This window comes from Haladaptatus salinisoli, assembly GCF_020614375.1.
GTDB lineage: Archaea > Halobacteriota > Halobacteria > Halobacteriales > Haladaptataceae > Haladaptatus > Haladaptatus salinisoli.
Genome location: NZ_CP085333.1, coordinates 1 through 17,207 on the forward strand (window position 1 = coordinate 1; position 17,207 = coordinate 17,207).

General features: G+C 53.5%; 15 protein-coding genes and 1 pseudogene. 9 read left to right on the top strand and 7 right to left on the bottom strand.

Annotation, left to right across the window (positions count from 1 at the left end; all coding sequences use genetic code 11):
* The first annotated feature begins 40 nt into the window (after nucleotides 1-40).
* On the top strand, nucleotides 41-244 hold the full coding sequence (locus LIX00_RS24340) for a DUF7853 family protein (RefSeq protein WP_227357534.1): 204 nt from the start codon (nucleotides 41-43) through the stop codon (nucleotides 242-244).
* A 120-nt stretch (nucleotides 245-364) separates the two neighbouring features.
* On the opposite strand, the gene LIX00_RS24345 is transcribed toward LIX00_RS24340, so the two are convergent.
* The gene (locus LIX00_RS24345; RefSeq protein WP_227357659.1) at nucleotides 365-664 is read right to left on the bottom strand and encodes a helix-turn-helix transcriptional regulator; all 300 of its coding nucleotides are present in this window, start codon (nucleotides 662-664) and stop codon (nucleotides 365-367) included.
* Nucleotides 665-1,249: 585 nt separating this feature from the next.
* On the opposite strand from LIX00_RS24345, the gene LIX00_RS26580 reads away from it, so the two are divergent.
* The gene (locus LIX00_RS26580) at nucleotides 1,250-1,366 is read left to right on the top strand and encodes a DUF8106 domain-containing protein (protein ID WP_497007362.1); all 117 of its coding nucleotides are present in this window, start codon (nucleotides 1,250-1,252) and stop codon (nucleotides 1,364-1,366) included.
* A gap of 214 nt (nucleotides 1,367-1,580) precedes the next feature.
* On the opposite strand, the gene LIX00_RS24350 is transcribed toward LIX00_RS26580, so the two are convergent.
* Nucleotides 1,581-1,763, bottom strand: a complete 183-nt coding sequence (locus LIX00_RS24350; protein ID WP_227357535.1) for a DUF7556 family protein — start codon at nucleotides 1,761-1,763, stop codon at nucleotides 1,581-1,583.
* A gap of 448 nt (nucleotides 1,764-2,211) precedes the next feature.
* Between LIX00_RS24350 and LIX00_RS24355 the strand changes: the two genes are divergently transcribed.
* Entirely contained in the window at nucleotides 2,212-3,735 is a 1,524-nt protein-coding gene (locus LIX00_RS24355; RefSeq protein WP_227357536.1) for a hypothetical protein, read from the top strand.
* A gap of 354 nt (nucleotides 3,736-4,089) precedes the next feature.
* On the opposite strand, the pseudogene LIX00_RS24360 reads toward LIX00_RS24355, so the two are convergent.
* Nucleotides 4,090-4,566 (bottom strand): annotated as a pseudogene (locus LIX00_RS24360) (DNA-binding protein); the annotation flags it as partial.
* A 145-nt stretch (nucleotides 4,567-4,711) separates the two neighbouring features.
* Here LIX00_RS24360 and LIX00_RS24365 point away from each other — a divergent pair.
* Together LIX00_RS24365 and LIX00_RS24370 are read left to right on the top strand one after the other, a co-directional pair.
* Nucleotides 4,712-4,999 (top strand): AbrB/MazE/SpoVT family DNA-binding domain-containing protein, encoded by a 288-nt coding sequence (locus LIX00_RS24365; protein ID WP_227357537.1) that lies wholly within the window; start codon nucleotides 4,712-4,714, stop codon nucleotides 4,997-4,999.
* A complete protein-coding gene (locus LIX00_RS24370; protein WP_227357538.1) occupies nucleotides 4,996-5,487 on the top strand; it encodes a PIN domain-containing protein in 492 nt (163 codons plus the stop codon). Before LIX00_RS24365 ends, LIX00_RS24370 begins: the two co-directional genes overlap by 4 nt.
* A gap of 135 nt (nucleotides 5,488-5,622) precedes the next feature.
* Here the strand turns inward: LIX00_RS24370 and LIX00_RS24375 are convergent, their stop codons facing one another.
* Complete coding sequence (locus LIX00_RS24375) at nucleotides 5,623-6,585, bottom strand: TackOD1 domain-containing metal-binding protein (RefSeq protein ID WP_255679379.1); 963 nt, start codon at nucleotides 6,583-6,585, stop codon at nucleotides 5,623-5,625.
* Nucleotides 6,586-7,548: 963 nt separating this feature from the next.
* Here LIX00_RS24375 and LIX00_RS24380 point away from each other — a divergent pair.
* Complete coding sequence (locus LIX00_RS24380) at nucleotides 7,549-8,094, top strand: carboxymuconolactone decarboxylase family protein (RefSeq protein ID WP_227357540.1); 546 nt, start codon at nucleotides 7,549-7,551, stop codon at nucleotides 8,092-8,094.
* 63 nt (nucleotides 8,095-8,157) lie between these two features.
* Here LIX00_RS24380 and LIX00_RS24385 read toward each other — a convergent pair whose 3' ends face one another.
* Both LIX00_RS24385 and LIX00_RS24390 read right to left on the bottom strand, forming a co-directional pair.
* Nucleotides 8,158-8,649 (bottom strand): DUF7995 family protein, encoded by a 492-nt coding sequence (locus LIX00_RS24385; protein WP_227357660.1) that lies wholly within the window; start codon nucleotides 8,647-8,649, stop codon nucleotides 8,158-8,160.
* Nucleotides 8,650-8,777: 128 nt separating this feature from the next.
* Entirely contained in the window at nucleotides 8,778-9,215 is a 438-nt protein-coding gene (locus LIX00_RS24390) for an SWIM zinc finger family protein (RefSeq protein WP_227357541.1), read from the bottom strand.
* A 143-nt stretch (nucleotides 9,216-9,358) separates the two neighbouring features.
* On the opposite strand from LIX00_RS24390, the gene LIX00_RS24395 reads away from it, so the two are divergent.
* Nucleotides 9,359-10,039, top strand: a complete 681-nt coding sequence (locus tag LIX00_RS24395) for a nucleotidyltransferase domain-containing protein (protein ID WP_227357542.1) — start codon at nucleotides 9,359-9,361, stop codon at nucleotides 10,037-10,039.
* Nucleotides 10,040-10,412: 373 nt separating this feature from the next.
* Here the strand turns inward: LIX00_RS24395 and LIX00_RS24400 are convergent, their stop codons facing one another.
* Nucleotides 10,413-11,270 (bottom strand): DNA-binding protein, encoded by an 858-nt coding sequence (locus LIX00_RS24400; RefSeq protein ID WP_227357543.1) that lies wholly within the window; start codon nucleotides 11,268-11,270, stop codon nucleotides 10,413-10,415.
* A 646-nt stretch (nucleotides 11,271-11,916) separates the two neighbouring features.
* Here LIX00_RS24400 and LIX00_RS24405 point away from each other — a divergent pair.
* Together LIX00_RS24405 and LIX00_RS24410 are read left to right on the top strand one after the other, a co-directional pair.
* Complete coding sequence (locus LIX00_RS24405; RefSeq protein WP_227357544.1) at nucleotides 11,917-13,218, top strand: metallophosphoesterase family protein; 1,302 nt, start codon at nucleotides 11,917-11,919, stop codon at nucleotides 13,216-13,218.
* Nucleotides 13,215-16,712, top strand: a complete 3,498-nt coding sequence (locus tag LIX00_RS24410) for an AAA family ATPase (protein ID WP_227357545.1) — start codon at nucleotides 13,215-13,217, stop codon at nucleotides 16,710-16,712. Before LIX00_RS24405 ends, LIX00_RS24410 begins: the two co-directional genes overlap by 4 nt.
* The last annotated feature ends 495 nt before the right edge of the window (nucleotides 16,713-17,207 follow it).

Here is a 17,207-nt window from a genome sequence, read left to right on the forward strand (position 1 = left end):
GCTCCTCCATCGAATCGATCGAGAAACGACTGCCGACGACATGAGCGTCATTGATCCGCCACCACTTGAGGTCTTCCAATCGTTCGAAACGCTCGACGCTGGTGGCACGCAGTTCTCCATCGCTCAGCTCGAAGCGATCCAGGCGGTTCTCGCAAAGTACCATCATTCAATATGGTGGGAGGGAGAAGAATTGCAGCTAGAACGCCTCCTCCATCGCGTCACAACGATACTTGAAGGAAATTAACTCCCATACCTACATCCTGAGTAACTGCCAGCTCACCGATACTGGCCCCTCTCTACAGGCGGAGCGGGCCGAGTGCCTCTGAGTCACGCCCCGAGGCGGGTCACAGAGGGGAAAGAGCAATTAGCGCTCTTCCTGTGCAAGCTGTAAGATCCACTGCGTAAACGCCTCAGAGTCAATTGGGTCAATCTCTTCTTCGTTCTCGATCAGTGGAGAGAGCATGTCCCCTGCCGTGAGGAGCGAGAAGTCGAGATCCTTTGTTGCCGGGAGAAGGAGATACGTTCGCTGTCCATTGTAGGTCGCTTCTTCTCGTTGAATTACTCCTGCTTCCTCCAGGCTGGTTGCGAGACGGCTGCCGGTTCGGCTACTTACATCAAGTTCCTTCCACAGCTCGCTCTGGTAGATACCCTCTCGATCGGCAATGAGTGCTGCTGCACGTGTTCTGAGATCATCCGATGTATCTTGGGATACGTCTTTTGCGTGTTCGCTCTCTTTCTGGGTGGGGATAGGAGAATCCCCATTTGTCAGCTCTAGTAGATAGGTTCGGTGTCCATTACTCGTTGTCTGCTCCCGTTTGAGGAGGTCCTTTTCCTCCAGCGAGGTTGCAAGACGGCTACCTTTGCGACTCGTTACATCGAGTTCCTTCCAGAACTCGCTTTGGAGGAGCCCATCGCGAGAGCTGATTAGTTCGTATGCTCGTTGTTCGTCTGTAGTGAGATCATCAACTACGCTCATTCGCCTATCTGTCGCTAGGAGATCAACAAATAAATCTTCAGCGTATTATCGCACGCATTTCGGACGATCTGCTCACGTTCCACTTGTACTGCGAACTGAAACCAACAAAAAAGAAAACGACGCAAACGACGTGCGTTATTTGAGTATTCAGCCACGGGTCTCGTGCTGGAAGACCGTGATCGCGGTCTCACTGAGGAAGCGTTCGGCAATCACATGCGATTTTTGTAATGTGGGCCGCCATTTTTACTCGCGTTCGTACGCTCCCCTTCACTGATGCCCCCTTGGATTGTCCCAGCGTCCTCCAGCAACCGCACACGCAATCGAAAAGCTCTCCTCAGTTGTCCGTCGTGTGACCATGAAAGTCCACCAAGCGGGGATTGGCACATCTAGCAGAAATCCCTCTCAACAACCAATCGGCTATACTCCGTGTATCGGTGCCCCGGGTGTAACACGGTCATAACGGTGCGGCCTCACTTTCGCCAGACAGCATGAGCACAGCGGTAGGGATATTCGTCACCACTAGCAAAGTCAGCTCGTCTCGAATGGCGTTCCCGTTCTCAGTAATCTGGATGTAGTTTCTACTAATGGGGGCGAATGCGATTGTTCATCGCCATGCATCCAGTTCTGCTGCAGCTGCACTGTCGATCGCGATCCATGCATTGTCTTTCGTGATATCTGCAATGATCGCTGTCTCAGAGGTTTTCCCAGGGAGCGCCGTATCCACCGCAAACACGACATTGGAGTCCAGATTCCCTGTGCCCAAGGTGCCGCTTTTTGAGTCGGTCATTATTCTTAGTTGCTGCTGGTGATTTGTCGGCTATTCTACTTGCTTGGCTCTACTTCGAGTTCAAAATTACTGTGGCTATAAAAGGCAATTCTGACCGAATCGTCAAAACAACAGTACTATGCTAACGTACTGCACTATTGCGTGTTTCCCACCGTTATTCCCTTGTGGTAGAATAATAGTTAGACACCGCTAACACGACGCTAATATCGGAAGAAATGTTCATTCAGTGGGTTGTTAGTTTTCTATTCCAGTAATGAGCACTGGTGCTGTACTTAGTATATGTCGTATTTAATATGCAATTTAAGAAATGTGAAGGTTGGAGACTCTTGGTAGGCTCATCTGAAATTACTACGTCTAATGGTAGTTGTAATCGGTGATTACTACCTAATACCGCATTCAGACTACTCATAACAAAGTGTGATCTGGTCTTCTGCTATGTCGCAACATGATGGAAACCAATAGACTTAGTGGGAAGGTTAATCGAAGAGGGTACCTAAAAGGAATCGCAGCAACCGGCATAGGCGCTAGCCTCCTTTCTAGCGCCTCTGGCCGCTCACGTGCCGCCTCGAATAATACTACGCACGTAGATGGGGACGATATCTTCCTCGTCTTCGGTGCTGATACGTCATCAACCGACCTTGAATCGTGGGTCGAAAATAACAAATGTGACATCAAAGCAAATTCGCAACAATCCTCGGCGGAAGTCATCCAGTTTCAGGATGTCTCCCAGCTGAATATCACTCAGCAGGGTGTGGCCGTTGCTATCTCCATTGATGGTGGTGAAGCAGACGCAATTCAGCGCACCTACCAGAATAATGAAAACACGCAGGCCGGGAGCGCACAGTCGATAAACGAATCGCAGGAAAAAGAGAAGCAGACATTCAAAGATGTCGGGAACGCATATGTAGTCTTCGCAGAAGAAACGAACTGCCGGGAATTTTCTGGATGGGTCATCAGCGACGATGCATATCAGAGCGAGCAGTCTGCTGAGGCAACGGTCGACCAAGTGCAAGAGGTTGAGCAGGCTAACTATAGTACCCAAAGTACTGCTGTCGCTATCTCGGAAGGCGGCAGCTATTCGCGGGCGTATCAACGGAGCTATCAGAAGAACAAGAACGTCCAGACTGCTGACGCGGTCGCAGCCAACGTTGGCAAAGGTGATTCTCAGAGTGCTGAATCGTCAGTTGAACAGTCCCAGACCGTTGATCAGTTGAACGCCAGCGAGCAGGGTGTCGCAATCGCGATTGCTATTGGTGAGGGAAGCGTCGCAAAAGCTTGGCAGATTAGCTGCCAGTTCAATGTGAATAAGCAGCTTGCCACTGCCACGGCAGTTAACATCGATCCGAAATCACTCAAGGAAGTCACTGCGAGCGCAAAGATGAAGGGTGATTTCTCGAAGAAGGATATGACGCATTCAAAAAATGGATCGGATCAGTCCAATATACAGACTGCGTCAGCCAATATCGAGCAGTTCCAAGAGGTTAGTCAACTGAACGTCAATGAGCAGAACACAGCCGTTGCCGTCGCACTTGATGATAGTTCGGCGACGGCGACGCAAGTTAACTACCAGGCAAACCTCAATGCGCAGGTTGCCGAAGCAACTGCGCTAAATATTGATACAGGGCAGTACAAGGCGTGTAAGGTGATGAAGGGTACGGATATCAAAGGTGACGACTCCTGGGCGGTCGCATACGATAATGGCAAGCAGACTACTCAGCAGGCAGCTGACGTTGATATTACGCAGGTTCAGTTTGTTGAACAGCTGAATGTCAATGAACAGCTCAGTGCTATTGCTTTCGCTATAAACGATGGCAATGCGACGGCAGAACAAGCTAACTATCAAGTGAACACGAACGTTCAAAAAGCCGAAGCAGCTGCGGTTAATACGAGTGATAGTAAAAGTAATAATCGCAATAATGGGAGTGACAACCACAATATGAGGAAAGCAGCGGGAATGATCCTCCGCACCTAAGCTAGTATTCAATACTAGTACTACAGATCAATAATTTACGTACATTGCGTAGTTCTTGATAATAGTTTTCTCGCTGATGTTCATAAAGGCAGTTATTGATACACGACGGCCTTGATCACTCATCACCCCACCAGCGTAGATGAAGAGTATAGTGGGTGATGTCGGTATTTCGTAGAGTTTGAAACCCCTATAACTAATACACTCACAGTGGTAATTGGTACCATGGCAACACGCCAACGAAAAGTGTACCTCCGTCTAGTGTTGACGATTCAATTACTCTCTTGGATTGGGCTTCTCGTGCTCGTCTGGATAGCTGCAAGTATTGTATTATAGAATAAAAGCTGCGAGATCCAGTTACTCCCACCACTGATCGCGCTCGGGGAAATGCACAGTACTCCACCCAGTCAGGGCTATCGAGACGCGCCCGTTGTACCAGTTTTTCGCCGCACCGTGAATGCACACTTGCTCACCTTCTTCCATCCAGGGGGCATCCGACGCTTTCCAGCTCGTGAACTTCGTTCGCCCACTCTCATCTTCGATAAGTCCAACTTGGGCAATGCTTGGATTCGATGGCTTCCATAGCTGGGTGATCGTTCCTTTGATGCTCACCTCCTTCCGATTCACAACCTGTATATCCGCGATCGGAATCACCTGCCCAGGGGCTGCCCGCAATTCCTCGTACACCCTGACGACTGCACTCATCACGCCTGTCCCATTCACAACCTGTTCGGCCAATCGCCGACTGATCGCTGCTCGCGACCACCCATCGAGTTTCTTCGTTAACCGCATCGCTTGCGTGTTCACTGCCGCCAGCTGCTCCTGAGCCAACTCCTCCAGCACCACGCGCCGTAGAGAATACTTCCTCCCGGGTTCTACGCGAGGTAAATCGGCCAAAACAGGTCCTCATAGAGTAGCGTAGGTTGGATATTCACAGTAATACTCATTAGGTATTACCCTGTAGTCAGTAACGAGGACGATGCCACGTGTCACCACCAAAGGCCAGGTCACTATTCCGAAGGAGATTCGCGACGCACTCGGGATTGAGCCAGGTGACGAACTCGCCTTCGAGAAGACCGATTCCGGCTACATGATCCAGAAGGAAGAACCGACCACTGCGGAGGGCGACAACCCCTTCGAGAAGTATCGAGGGAGCGCCGAGACCGACGAGACGATGCCCGAGCGGATGCGCCGGCTTCGCGGTGAATACCCCAGAGACGTCGACGACGAGACGGATGAAGACGCTAACTCAGAGGTTGACGTGTGACGACGGCAGTCGACACGAACGCCTTGCTCGCATTACTCTACGAGGATGACTACGCCGACACCAGTGAAGCAGAGCTCCGGCGTGCCTACCAAGAAGGACGAGTCGTCGTCACGTCGGTCGTCTACGCCGAACTCGCGGCTGACGGGCATTTCGATACCGCGTCTGAACTCACTCAATTCCTGAAGGACTTCAGCATACAGCTTGTAGAGCCATCCGAAGCGGCCCTGTTTCGGGCTGGCGAACAGTTCCAACAGTACACCAAGAACCGACCTAATGGCCTCCAATGCCCCTCGTGTGGCACGAAACAGATCGTCACCTGCGAGGAGTGCGGCGAAGATCTCGCCCCGCGCCAGCATATTGCCGCAGATTTCGTCATCGGTGGTCACGCTGTCGCTGACGCTGATGCACTCATTTCCTTCGACAATGCATTCTACCAGACGTATTTTCCGTCACTGACTGTTTCTCCCGAGTCAGCTACCCACGACTGAAGTTGTGGGCTTCCGCGCTGTTATCTGGATTGCAGGCGCTAAAACCCCGTCCGTCAGGGCGGAGAGGAGTCACTGTGAAGGCAATGTTCATAGCGGCAGTTCTTATCCTCGTGAACGTTGGCTGGTCATCGGTCTCTATCCGGTTTGCGGTTCAAAGATGTTGGCGATACGAGCGATGATTGAGTTTCGTGCGGTTGGATCAGAGATGATTTCGTATTCACGTTGAAGCGTATCGTCTTTCGTCAACTGCAGAATCGTCACCTGATCATCGGTGATGAGCTGGTCGATATCTTCTCCGACGACCGTTCCAGATGTCGTGACCACCATTGCATGTGCGTCCACGTCTACCGCGATCGCGAGAAGGTTTGTAATGTCACCCTCATCCGGTCGTTCGTGTACCGCAGCGACGACGTGGTCATTTAGTAGTTCGTCCTGCCCAAAGACGTGAACTGGAACCTCCTCGCCCGACCCATTAGTCACGGTCGTATCTATCTCCGTCCGCAGCGTTCTGTTTTGCAATGTCTCGGCGACCAACTGTCGTGCGGTTAATTGTTCTTCGATCCACTTTGCTCCCTGGTCTGTGAGATGGTATTGGTAGAGGATTCGTTCGGTTGCCCGTGTCGGTTGGGCGATAAGACGGCAGTCTCTGCACAGAAGTCGGTGTTTCGCTGTTTCGAATATCGTATCGCAGTTTTGGCAGAAATTTGCAGTCTCTGATTTCAAATAATCATGCGATTCGAGAACCATTTCACACTTTGGACAAACGACGCCGTCATCATCGACGAATTGGTCGTGTATCCCTTCGTAACCACACTCGACATGACGATATCGCTCCGTCCGAATCGTCTCTGGAGAGTCACAAGACGGACAAGCGGACGTATACTGCATTCCCTTCGTCTCACAGTGAGGACAGATATACTGTTTCTCTTGAAACTCTCGATGCAGCCGGTCTTGTTCTGCGAGCGTTTCCAACACTTCGAAGGTAGAGTCGTCGCGTTCGTCGAGGCGAGCTGTCGCTTCAGGATATGTGACCTCGCCTGTTTCGATGTCGACGGTCGGATAAATCCCATCCAACGAGTCCTCCCAGAGGTCGGTCATCAATCGGACTGTCCCCGGTGAAGCCATGCAGTGCAACAACAGTAACCAAATATTTAATTATCATCCAACTACTAACAGTACTATTAGATTAGTTGCATATTCTCTACCCAAGCGAATTGCTGCAGTCAGTCGGTGATAGTTACAATGTCGTGACCAGAAAACGAAGTACAGAAAATGTCGATTTGGCGTTTGAGTCCCTGATCCAGTGTTCGATAGTGTTTCTAAGACTGTGCTGACGAATGATTCACGGAAGTCTTAATCGGGTGAAAACGGAGCCAGAGTCGAACCCGTGTGTCACCATGATCGCGGAATCGTCCACACAATTCGTGCCCTCGTTCGAAAAACCGCCACGTCATCGGATCAATTCACCTCTGTTCGGCTGCCGCGTGAGTATATGGTGCGTTTTTATAGCAACCGCCGCTACCAGCGTCGGCTAATCACCGTGCTGGCTGTTCGCCGTCTCATCCAAGAGACAGACAAATTGGGCGGGCGGCAACGGCGAGGCATGCCGTACTCATCGCACCAGTCAAACAGTGAGAGAAGCCACCACGACTACCAAACCAGGTGGGACTGAAAGGGGGCCGGGCGCTCGATGCATTTCCGACGATGCAAGCACCACAACGGAGTGAAGAACGCAGCGAGGCACGGACATCGAGTGCTCCGGGGCTTTCGGAGTGATCAATCACTCCCGCCTAGAACTCACTGACAGATTGCCACCACTGGCAGCTGCTGTAGTAGCAGTTCGCACAGAATACCGGCCATGTCCCTGACAGCCAGCAATCAGACAAGAGGCACTGAACTACTGTTCCACAACCGGACATAGCGATCGCGATCAGTCCCGACAAACTGAACAAGATACAGGTAGTTCCTGTTTTGTTGTCTCTACAGCGAAACCGAAAACCAATTACGGACGTCCGCTCAGAACAACTATTTACACATCGACGTCGTCTGGCCACAGAATGCATGGACGACCACGTGCCTAGAGTTTCAGCTATCACGAATAGAGAGGAGATTCCGGAAGGCCACCGTCACAATTTCGACCTCATTGAAGAGAGTCGAGGGCAGGTAAGCGGGCCATTTGCCGTCCTCCTGAATAGTCCAGAAGTCGGTGGGAGGGTCGGTCATCTTGGGACGTACATTCGCTTCGAGAGTCAACTGTCTGACCAGGAGCGAGAGCTGGCGATCCTTACGACCGCGAGAGAGTTCGACTGCGCCTACGAGTGGGCAGTCCACGAACCGCTCGCTCGTGAAGCGGGTGTTCGAGACGAGGCTCTCGAGATTGTGACTGACCGACGAAGCGTCGATACCCTGACTGTAACGGAGGCTATAATCGTCCGATACGGACGGGTACTGCTTCGAGATCACGAGGTTCCAGACACCCTCTTCCACACGGCGAAAGACCATTTCGGCGTCCAGGGAATAACCGACTTGACCGCAACGATCGGCTATTACAGCCTGCTCGCCTGCGTACTCAATGCATTCGATGTAACCCCCGACGAAGGAACGTAGCGTTGGCACGAACTACGTCGATCCCAGACCCATCGTCTCTCGATTCGGTCAGTAGGAGTGGTCTTAGTAGTGGACATCTGCCGGGATGATCCACACCTGTTCGTCGGCATTAAGTACGTGCTCAAGGTGGTCACGATTGCGAATCGCGTCGCCGAATTCGGTGTACAGGTAGAGCGATGGGCCACGATATGCGCCAAGATTGTAACAGGCGTGGCGGGCGAGATCTTTGTCGTGCATGAGTTCCTCATCACTGAACTCGGTGACCGCCGTTCTTACCCGCTCGAGATTCCGTTCGAACTCTTGCCTGGTTGCCTCCCAGCCACGTTCTAAGAGTTTTTCACCGTCGTCCGAGTCCACTGGTGCGACGACCGGAAGCTCGCCCCACCGGGCCTTGCCCGCGACGGACGACCGCTCGTCATCGAACATCACATAGTAATCAAAGATGGCAGTATTGTCGGGACCAGCGCCGACGAGCCGGTCGAATGCTGATTTTCCGCATGCGAGTGCGGTGTCTTCAGTCGATGCTTCTACGAGTGCGTAAATTATCTGGTGCATTTTGGTCACCTCGCCGACGAATTGATCCGACACAACTCTATCATCCAACACCTCATTCTGCGCCGGCACCCATCGCCGGCGCCAATAAAATCCTCCTGCAAGAAGCGCAGATTCACACAGGATTTGCACTACTCTTCCGGGAGATCGCGACGCCCGGATCGGACACAAGGCCAACACGGAAATCCACCAAGCCCAGCACAGTCACAGTCCTCCGGCTGGTCACTATCGCTGTCTTCTACATGAGTTTCAGGTTTGTTCTCAATTTGTGTCCCGCCGTCTGCAACGAGGGAGTGGTCTGTTGCCGCTTGCAGGAGTGGCGTTCGAATTGCGACGCCAACGCGGTGTTTGCATGCACCGTCGTACCGTGCATCAGCAGGACACTCACAGGCAATCGGTATTCCATTGTGAACAGTAACGAGATATTCGTGATCCGCTGGTTTTGTGTGACTGGTATTCCGAACACGAACACCCCTCGTTGTGAGTGAAAATTCGAAGGCTTCGTACTGGGCGCGCTTTGCAACTCGTTTCGTGAACGTCAGCTGGGATAGGACGTTGTTACTGGACATACTCGCTCCACGAGGCACGCAGTGTGCCCCGCACCCCTTGGGGGCAGAAAACAATGTCTCTAAGAGTCATATCTCTCTCCTCATCGTTGGAAGCTCATCGAGTGACATAACGCTTATTATACCTTGTTGCATAGAATCGAACGATGATTGACGAGGAGCAACGAGGTATAAGGGCATGTATCCAAATTCATCCAGGCGACGAGTCCAGGATTTTCCGACTCGGCGCCGCTGACGACATTCTCCGCATATTGATTGATGCTCATGAGACAGAATTCACGCTAAAAGAACTTGGTCGAGAAACCGACTATTCCCGATCAACCGTCTGGCGAGCACTTGAGTTGCTCACTGAGTTGGATATCATTCAGATCCGAGAGACCACACAGCGAAAGTACGTTTCCATCGATACAGAGCATATAGAGAAGGCAGATCCCATCCTCGCCATCGAACAACCAGAGTTTCATCAACCGGTTCGGACGTATGTTCAGCGGATCCAAGACGCTCTCGATGACACTGATGAGGTCCAGGACATCATTGGCGTCCTTGTGTTTGGAAGCGTTGCACGGGGCAAAGCAGATCGGAAGAGCGACATCGATCTCTTCGTCCTCGTCGAGGGGGATCGAACTGTCGCTCGACGAATCGTCACAGAGGTTGCTGCTGAGCTGGGAGACGAACAATTCGACGGTGATCGCTACGAGTTTGAATCGTATGTCGAATCCGTAGAGAGCACACTGCGTGCCCGCACGAAACTCCGAGAGATCTTCCGTGAGGGAATTACCGTCCACGGCGGGAATGAATTCCAGCAAGTCAGAAAGGAATTCGAATAATTGTAGTCCTACCCAGATATTTGATTAACAGGTGTTTTGGCACAAAAGGGGAGTATCAACGCCACCGATGGAGGATGGCGACTCTCAAACTTCCCTAGCTGGACGACAATCTCCGATAACACACCGCGCATCCCACTACGCGGTGGTACGTCGCCCACTAGGGTGGATGGGTTCAAGGAATAAAGATATTGTCCGCTTAGCTTCCATTCATTTGGCTTACTAGGGAAGAAACGCAGCATCGGATATAACCCAGGAACTTTGATAACGTCGGTCGTGGCTGCGCGCGCAGCGACGCGAGCACGGAGCGGAGGGTGGGGCGGCGGGGGCTGGGTTGGTCCGGCACACAATAAAAAAAGAAATCCACGCTACCGGACTATTCCCACCAGCGACCCCGTTCGGGGACATGGATACCGCTCCACCCAGTCACTGCCACCGAGACACGTCCCTCATACCAATTCTTCGCGACTGACCGCAACTGCACGGTTTCACCCTCACGAACCATCGTCTTCTGTGACGCTCGCCACACGGTGAATTTGACACGACCACTGTCGTCTTCGATCAGTCCAACTTGCTGGATCTTCGGACTGCCAGGTGTCCACAGCTGGGTAACTTGTCCCTCGATGCTCACTTCCTTTCGATTCACATCCTGTACATCCGCAATCGGAATCACCTGCCCGGGGGCTGTCCGCAATTCCTCGTACACACCCACAACCGCACTCATCACACCTGTCCCATCCACGACGCGTTCAGCTAACCGCCGACTGATCGCTGCTCGCGACCACCCATCGAGCTTCTCCGCTAACCGCATCGCTTGCTTGTTCACCGCTGCTAACTGCTCTTGAGCCAACTCCTCACGAGGATCTCCTCTCTCCGGGTCACACCACGGATCCACACTCGCCGCCCGCTCCTGGAACGCACAGCGCCACTCTCGACTCACTGCTTTCGATACTCGCCGACACTGCACTTCTCGCTTTGAATCTTGGGATCGATCCCACCGTTCTCGCGTTCGTGTGATTTCCGTCTCTCGTGCCACCAATCGCTCTTCTGCCGCTAACGTCAGTCCACGCCCAATCCCATCCGGATAATTTGTATCGACTTTCCCTTGGATCGTCTGCTCAACTGACGGCCGCAGCTCAGGTGTCTCCTCAACACTCTCGATTTCTGCTTCGTCACATTCAATCGCCTGTTCATCAACCGAAACTATTTGACCGATCGTGTGTTTACTACTCATTGGATTACAACTCCGAAGGCGCGTCCACTACCGCGTCTTTTCCGACACTCGCCACTACACGAGTCACATCTTTCCACTGCACAACTCATCCGTCACCTCCGCGCGCTCGCTTGCGCCTTCGCGAGCGTCCCTTGGGCGCGAAGCGAGCGCGCCATAGAGGGATACACAAACGAGCACGCGCGCCGTCCCGGTCGGGCCGAGTGGCCAGCGGAGTTAGTCTGTCGCCGAACGGAGTGAGGGCAGTTCCGAGCACCGACGGCGCGCAGGAACCGACCGACTAACCCGATGGCGGTCCGGGAGGGAGCGAACGACGGCCCGGCCGAAGTGGACGGCGAGCGGGCGTACACTGCGCACACACAGAGACGACATCGCGAAAAGTAGACCGACCAGTCCACAGGGCGGGATTGAAAGGGGCCGTCCGCTCGCGTTAGCCGTGGTCGTCTCGGTGACCTCTATCGCAGAGCGGGCGGTGCGGAGAGAGTCGCGATATGTTGCCGAGCGGCCGCGAGCGGACGGGGGCTTTCGACGTCATCACGGTGCACCACTCCTTTTTCTCCCCGCAGAACTCCTCAAAACCGAAGACACTACGAGCCATCTACAATTTTATATAGTGTTAATACAATATCTCATCCAGAAATGTGTCAGCATGAGCGATGATGATATTACCATTCTTTGTACCGGCGACCTTCATCTAGGCCGCCATCCCAGTCGGATTCCCGAGCGATTAGGTGGCCCGGAATTTTCTCCGAAAGCCGTTTGGCGTAAAACGGTCCAACGAGCCATCGACCGTGACGTTGACGCGGTTGTTGTCACTGGTGATGTCGCTGACCGGGAGAACCGATACTTCGAAGCATACGGCGCCTTTGAGGACGGTGCTATCCGCCTCGATGAGGCCGAAATTCCGACGATTACTATTGCTGGAAACCACGACTTCGACGTGTTACCACGGATTGTGAAGGACTTAGACCTCGAAAATCTCCATTTGCTCGGTGAAAACGGAACGTGGGAACGGTGGTCACTCGAACGGGAGGGCGACCCCATCGTGAATTTTGATGGCTGGTCGTTCCCGGACGAACACGTATACGACTCTCCGTTTGACGAATACAACCTACCCGAGGGGGACATTCCCTGTATTGGCGTCCTTCACGCAGAGTTAGATTCCCGTGGGAGTCAGTACGCCCCGGTCCAATCGAGCGAGCTTCGAAACACCCACGCGATTGCGTGGTTGCTCGGCCATATTCACAGTCCAGGCATTCGGATCGACTCTGACCCAGTAACACTCTACCCAGGATCACCACAGGCGTTAGACCCTGGCGAATCCGGTAGGCATGGCCCGTGGATACTCACCGTAGATGCTGACGGGGCTATCGCGCACGAACAGATTCCTTTGGCGAGCGTCCGATACGACCAACTCAAGGTAGACGTAACTGGCGTGAATGACCCACAGGCTGTTGCACCACTGCTATCGGATGAAATCCACGACTACATCCAGTCCTCGTCCAGTGTCGGAGCCCTGGACCTCTTCCTCGCCCGAGTTTGCCTCACTGGCCGAACGAATGCACATACAGCCCTCACCGAGCAACGCCAGACGATACGAGAGCAACTCGGAACCAAAACCGGTTCTGTCGACGTTCGCATCGAATCAATCGACATCGAGACTCAGCCTGAAGTCGATCTCAAAACGCGAGCAGAAGGCGACGACGCACTCGCGTACGTAGCGAACCTACTGTTGGAACTCGAAAATGGAGCACCGAGTGACGAATACGAGCCACTCATAAAGAACTCGCTGGACGCGATGCGCCAGACACACCGAACGAACGCGTACAACATCCTTCGGCGAGAATCAGACATCGACCAACCAAATCGGGACGATGCTGTTTCAGTACTCAAACGGGAGGCCCAAGTCTTACTTGATACATTAGTGAATCAGAAGGAGGCCGAACGATGACGGACGACCCAATCGGCGTCGAAGAGCTGACCATTCGCCGGGCACCTGGCTTTGAATCCGAGGGATTCGCTGTTGAGGACATCTGTTCAGGGATCAATATCGTCCACGGCCCGAATGCGACCGGAAAAACGACGGTCGCCAAGTCGATAGAGCGGTTATTTTGGCCAGAGGCCACCGAGGGCCATGCCGAACTTGTCGCCCGTCTCTCAGTCAATGGAGATGCGTGGCGAGTAGAGTTGAACGGCAGTCGTACAAGCTATCAGCAGGATGGAAAGGATGTCAATCGGCCGAATCTACCGCCTGTCGACCAACGCGATCGCTACCGACTCTCGCTTCACACCCTCCTCCAGCAAGAAACCCGAAACGCGACCTTTGCCGAGACTATCGAGCGGGAATCCGCTGGCGGGTATGACCTCGCTGACGCACGCGACGAACTCGGATACGCCGACTCCACAATCACCCGTGGGAAAGGGGTTGTCAAGGATGCCGAACAGGCCGTTGAGGACCTGCGTGACGCACAAAGCAACGTTAGCACGTTACGACGGAAGCAAGATCAACTTGCGAGACTTCGTGACGATCTTGAGGACGCCAGACGAGCCAAGGAGCGAGTCGAGCTGCTTGAACAGGCGATCAGTTACGTCGAGGCTCGGGACAAGCTCGAAGCCGCCGAAGCAGAACTGGAGGCGTTTCCTGAGGTATTGGAGCGCGTCAACGGTGATGAAGCCGATGAGGTTGTGAAGCTCGAAGAGCAGCTTCAGGAGTGGACAGAGAAGAAAACCAAGGCGGAAGATGCCAAAGACGAAGCTGAGCAGGAACTCGAAGACGCTGGCCTCTCAGAGGATGGTCTCCCCGATGGGAGGCTCCAACAGCTGAAAGGGCTCCAAGATAAATTGGAGTCGTTCGAGACCCGATCAGATAGCCTCAAAAGCGAACTCACCGGTGCAAAAGGTAAGAGGGCTAATGCGCGCAACGACATCCCGCTCGACGTCACCAAGAATGACTTGAGTGAACTTGACCCGGTGAGTTGGAAAGATGTCTCGAAGTTCGCTCGGAAGGCAGAAGAAGTACGAGCGAAACGGGAGTCTCGGACGGCTGTCGAAGAACTACTCGAAAACGACGAAGAGCACGAACAGGACCTTCAAACGCTGCAACGAGGGAGTCAGTTCCTTGAGGAATGGTTGGCAACGGCCTCACCGAGTGCTTCGAACGGGGGTGACGCGGCATTCAGGGTTGCTCTCGTTTCTGCTGCACTACTCTCGGCGGCAGGTCTCGCACTCGGAGTGCTAGTCAATCCTGTCCTCTTAGTGACGCTCCTTGCTGCTGCTGGCGTGCTCCTGTATGGTCATCGATCTCGTACGTCGACTGATGAGGAGAGTGATCCGCGGAAGCCACATCGCGACTCCTTCGAGCAGACGAGGTTGGGGGTACCGGATTCGTGGACGGTAGATGGAGTGCGAGCCCGCCTCACTGAACTCAACGACTCGATTGCACAGCAGCAACCCGCAGTGGAACGCGACCAACGACGTGAAGCTCTCACAGCGAACGGAGACCAACTTGAAGAAGACAAGCAGTCACTCGAAGCGACGCGGGCAAAACTACGTGAGAGCTTGGGTGCGGCCCCGGACACGACCGACGTCGAACTCACCGTAATTACGAAACGGGTGCTGGAGTGGCAGAAGGCCCACGACGAGGTAGTGAGACTCCAAGACGAACTTGATGCTGTCGAGGAACAACTCGATTCGGCGAAGAACGAACTTCAATCGAAAGTACAGCCGTACGGGTACGAGGATGTCGAGAGTGCGCCAGCCGCAAAAGAAGCTATCCGGAATCTTGAACAGCGGAACAGTCAGCACGAGACTGCACAAAGCGACCTTGAACGCGCCAAGCAAACGATATCAGAGGCCAATGAAAAAGTCGAGGAGCTACGCTCGGACCGAGATCAGATTTTTACTACGCTCGACCTCGCTCCGGGAGACCACGACGAACTGCAAGCTCTCTGTGAGCAGATTGAGGACTTCGAAGACGCAAAGACCACGGTCGAAACAGCGAGCGCTCTCGCAGAAAACGAGGCAGGAAAGCTCGAGAACCTCCCAGGGTACGAGCATGACCTCAAAGAGCGAGCCATTCCCGAGCTCAGAGAGGAACAACGTCAAGCAGAAGAGACAGCGGCAGGCTACGACGACACTCAGACCAAAATCACTGAGATAGAGACGAGAATAGACGACGCAAAGACTGACGATACGGTCGAGAACGCGATCACCGAGAAAGAACGAGCGTTGGACGCTCTTCAAGAGCAATTCGACGACGATTATTCTTCGACAGTCGGTGATGTGCTCGTCGACCACGTTCAGGAGACGACGATGGACGCGAGCAGACCGGCGGTGTTTCAACGTGCTCGGGAAATCCTAACGACGATTACAGGGGGGCGCTATCGGTTGGATCTCGCCGAGGAAGAGACGACGTTCCGAGCCTTCGACACGGCTAAACAGAAGGGGTTTGCACTGGACGAACTTTCCAGTGCGACTCGGGTGCAGGTGCTGCTGGCCGTCCGAATTGCGTTCATCGAACAACAAGAGCAGGGCATCAAGCTCCCGCTCTTGCTCGATGAGACATTAGCGAATACCGACGACCACAGGGCCACTGTGATTATCGAGTCGATGATAGAGCTTGCCCGGGACGGTCGACAGGTATTCTATTTCACCGCACAAGGCGATGAGGTGGCAAAGTGGCTCAATGCACTGGAAGAGACAGCGACCATCGACCACAACGTAACCGACTTGGCAAACGCACGGGGACTCGAGAAAGCGGTCCAAATTCCGGACGTAGACGGCGGGGTCACCCTGACGCCTGACCTCCCCAGTCCTGATGCCCACGACCACGCCACATATAGAGACGCGCTCGGCGTGGAACCGTTCGATCCCCATCAGGGGGTTGGCACAGCACACCTCTGGTACGTCGTTGAGGACGTCGAGTTGTTACACCAACTGCTAGAACTCGGGATCGAGCGATGGGGACCACTAAATAATCTCCTCGAACGCGGGAGTGAGGAGATTGTGGTAGAGGAGACAGATCGTTTAGAGCCGGTCCGGCAGAACGCAGAGGCGCTTGATGCGTTCGTAGCAGCGTGGAAAGTCGGCCGTGGGAAACCGGTCGAGAGACAAGTCCTCGAATCGTCAGGTGCCGTCAGCAGTAGGTTCATCGATGAAGTGGTGGCACTCGCCGAGTCTGTCGGGAACGATGGCGAGCGAGTCATCGACGCCCTACGAGATGGGGAAGTCAATCGATTCCAAACTGGGAAGATCAACGATCTCGAGACGTATTTCGAAGACTGTGGCTACATTGAGCCGTCGGCTTCACTCGATGGAGATCAGATTCGCATTCGAGTGATCGAAGGATTTGTCGACGCTGGCGTTTCCCGAGAATGTGCAAACGAGAAGGCTACGACGCTGCTCACGCGACTGAGTGAAACTACGACAGTCGAAGCAATCGAGTAGTTGAGCGACATTGAGGCTCGAAGATTTTTAACACCTCACAGACGGTATCGAGCGTTCTCCCGGAGCGAGTGGACTAATTCGGCGTCCTCAAGAGAGCCGCCATCCGTGTCTAATACCAGTCCAGCTACAAAGAATTCCGTCTCGCTTGTTGGTGCAAATAGACCTTCTCAGTATGATATGGATTTGATATATAATGATGAAAGCTGGCGATTGTACTGTTCACGATACTGGGGTACCACTCGACTCAATCCATGGTAGTCTGTCCTCACTCGACCGACGACGACTGCACGCACTCTGCTCAAAATATGCTATTGTTGAAACAATTTGGTAGTAGAAACTGCGACCTCATTTACGCCCGGCCCGTCCATTGGTTGACCACTCATTTTTGTTTCTCGCTGTCGGGTCGCCACCTCTCTCTGTACGGTCCCAAATACTCCATATTCTTTGTCCCTCATCGTTGATACTTCCGGGATCTCGGCGGTCTTTGACCTCCCT

Excerpts from the sequence above, each read along its gene's own strand:
- LIX00_RS24375 (WP_255679379.1), bottom strand. The coding sequence starts at position 6,585 with ATGACCGACCTCTGGGAGGACTCGTTGGATGGGATTTATCCGACCGTC.
- LIX00_RS24350 (WP_227357535.1), bottom strand. The coding sequence starts at position 1,763 with ATGACCGACTCAAAAAGCGGCACCTTGGGCACAGGGAATCTGGACTCC.
- LIX00_RS24410 (WP_227357545.1), top strand. The coding sequence starts at position 13,215 with ATGACGGACGACCCAATCGGCGTCGAAGAGCTGACCATTCGCCGGGCA.
- LIX00_RS24385 (WP_227357660.1), bottom strand. The coding sequence starts at position 8,649 with ATGCACCAGATAATTTACGCACTCGTAGAAGCATCGACTGAAGACACC.
- LIX00_RS24340 (WP_227357534.1), top strand. The coding sequence starts at position 41 with ATGAGCGTCATTGATCCGCCACCACTTGAGGTCTTCCAATCGTTCGAA.
- LIX00_RS24390 (WP_227357541.1), bottom strand. The coding sequence starts at position 9,215 with ATGTCCAGTAACAACGTCCTATCCCAGCTGACGTTCACGAAACGAGTT.
- LIX00_RS24365 (WP_227357537.1), top strand. The coding sequence starts at position 4,712 with ATGCCACGTGTCACCACCAAAGGCCAGGTCACTATTCCGAAGGAGATT.
- LIX00_RS26580 (WP_497007362.1), top strand. The coding sequence starts at position 1,250 with ATGCCCCCTTGGATTGTCCCAGCGTCCTCCAGCAACCGCACACGCAAT.
- LIX00_RS24400 (WP_227357543.1), bottom strand. The coding sequence starts at position 11,270 with ATGAGTAGTAAACACACGATCGGTCAAATAGTTTCGGTTGATGAACAG.
- LIX00_RS24405 (WP_227357544.1), top strand. The coding sequence starts at position 11,917 with ATGAGCGATGATGATATTACCATTCTTTGTACCGGCGACCTTCATCTA.
- LIX00_RS24355 (WP_227357536.1), top strand. The coding sequence starts at position 2,212 with ATGGAAACCAATAGACTTAGTGGGAAGGTTAATCGAAGAGGGTACCTA.
- LIX00_RS24380 (WP_227357540.1), top strand. The coding sequence starts at position 7,549 with ATGGACGACCACGTGCCTAGAGTTTCAGCTATCACGAATAGAGAGGAG.
- LIX00_RS24395 (WP_227357542.1), top strand. The coding sequence starts at position 9,359 with ATGATTGACGAGGAGCAACGAGGTATAAGGGCATGTATCCAAATTCAT.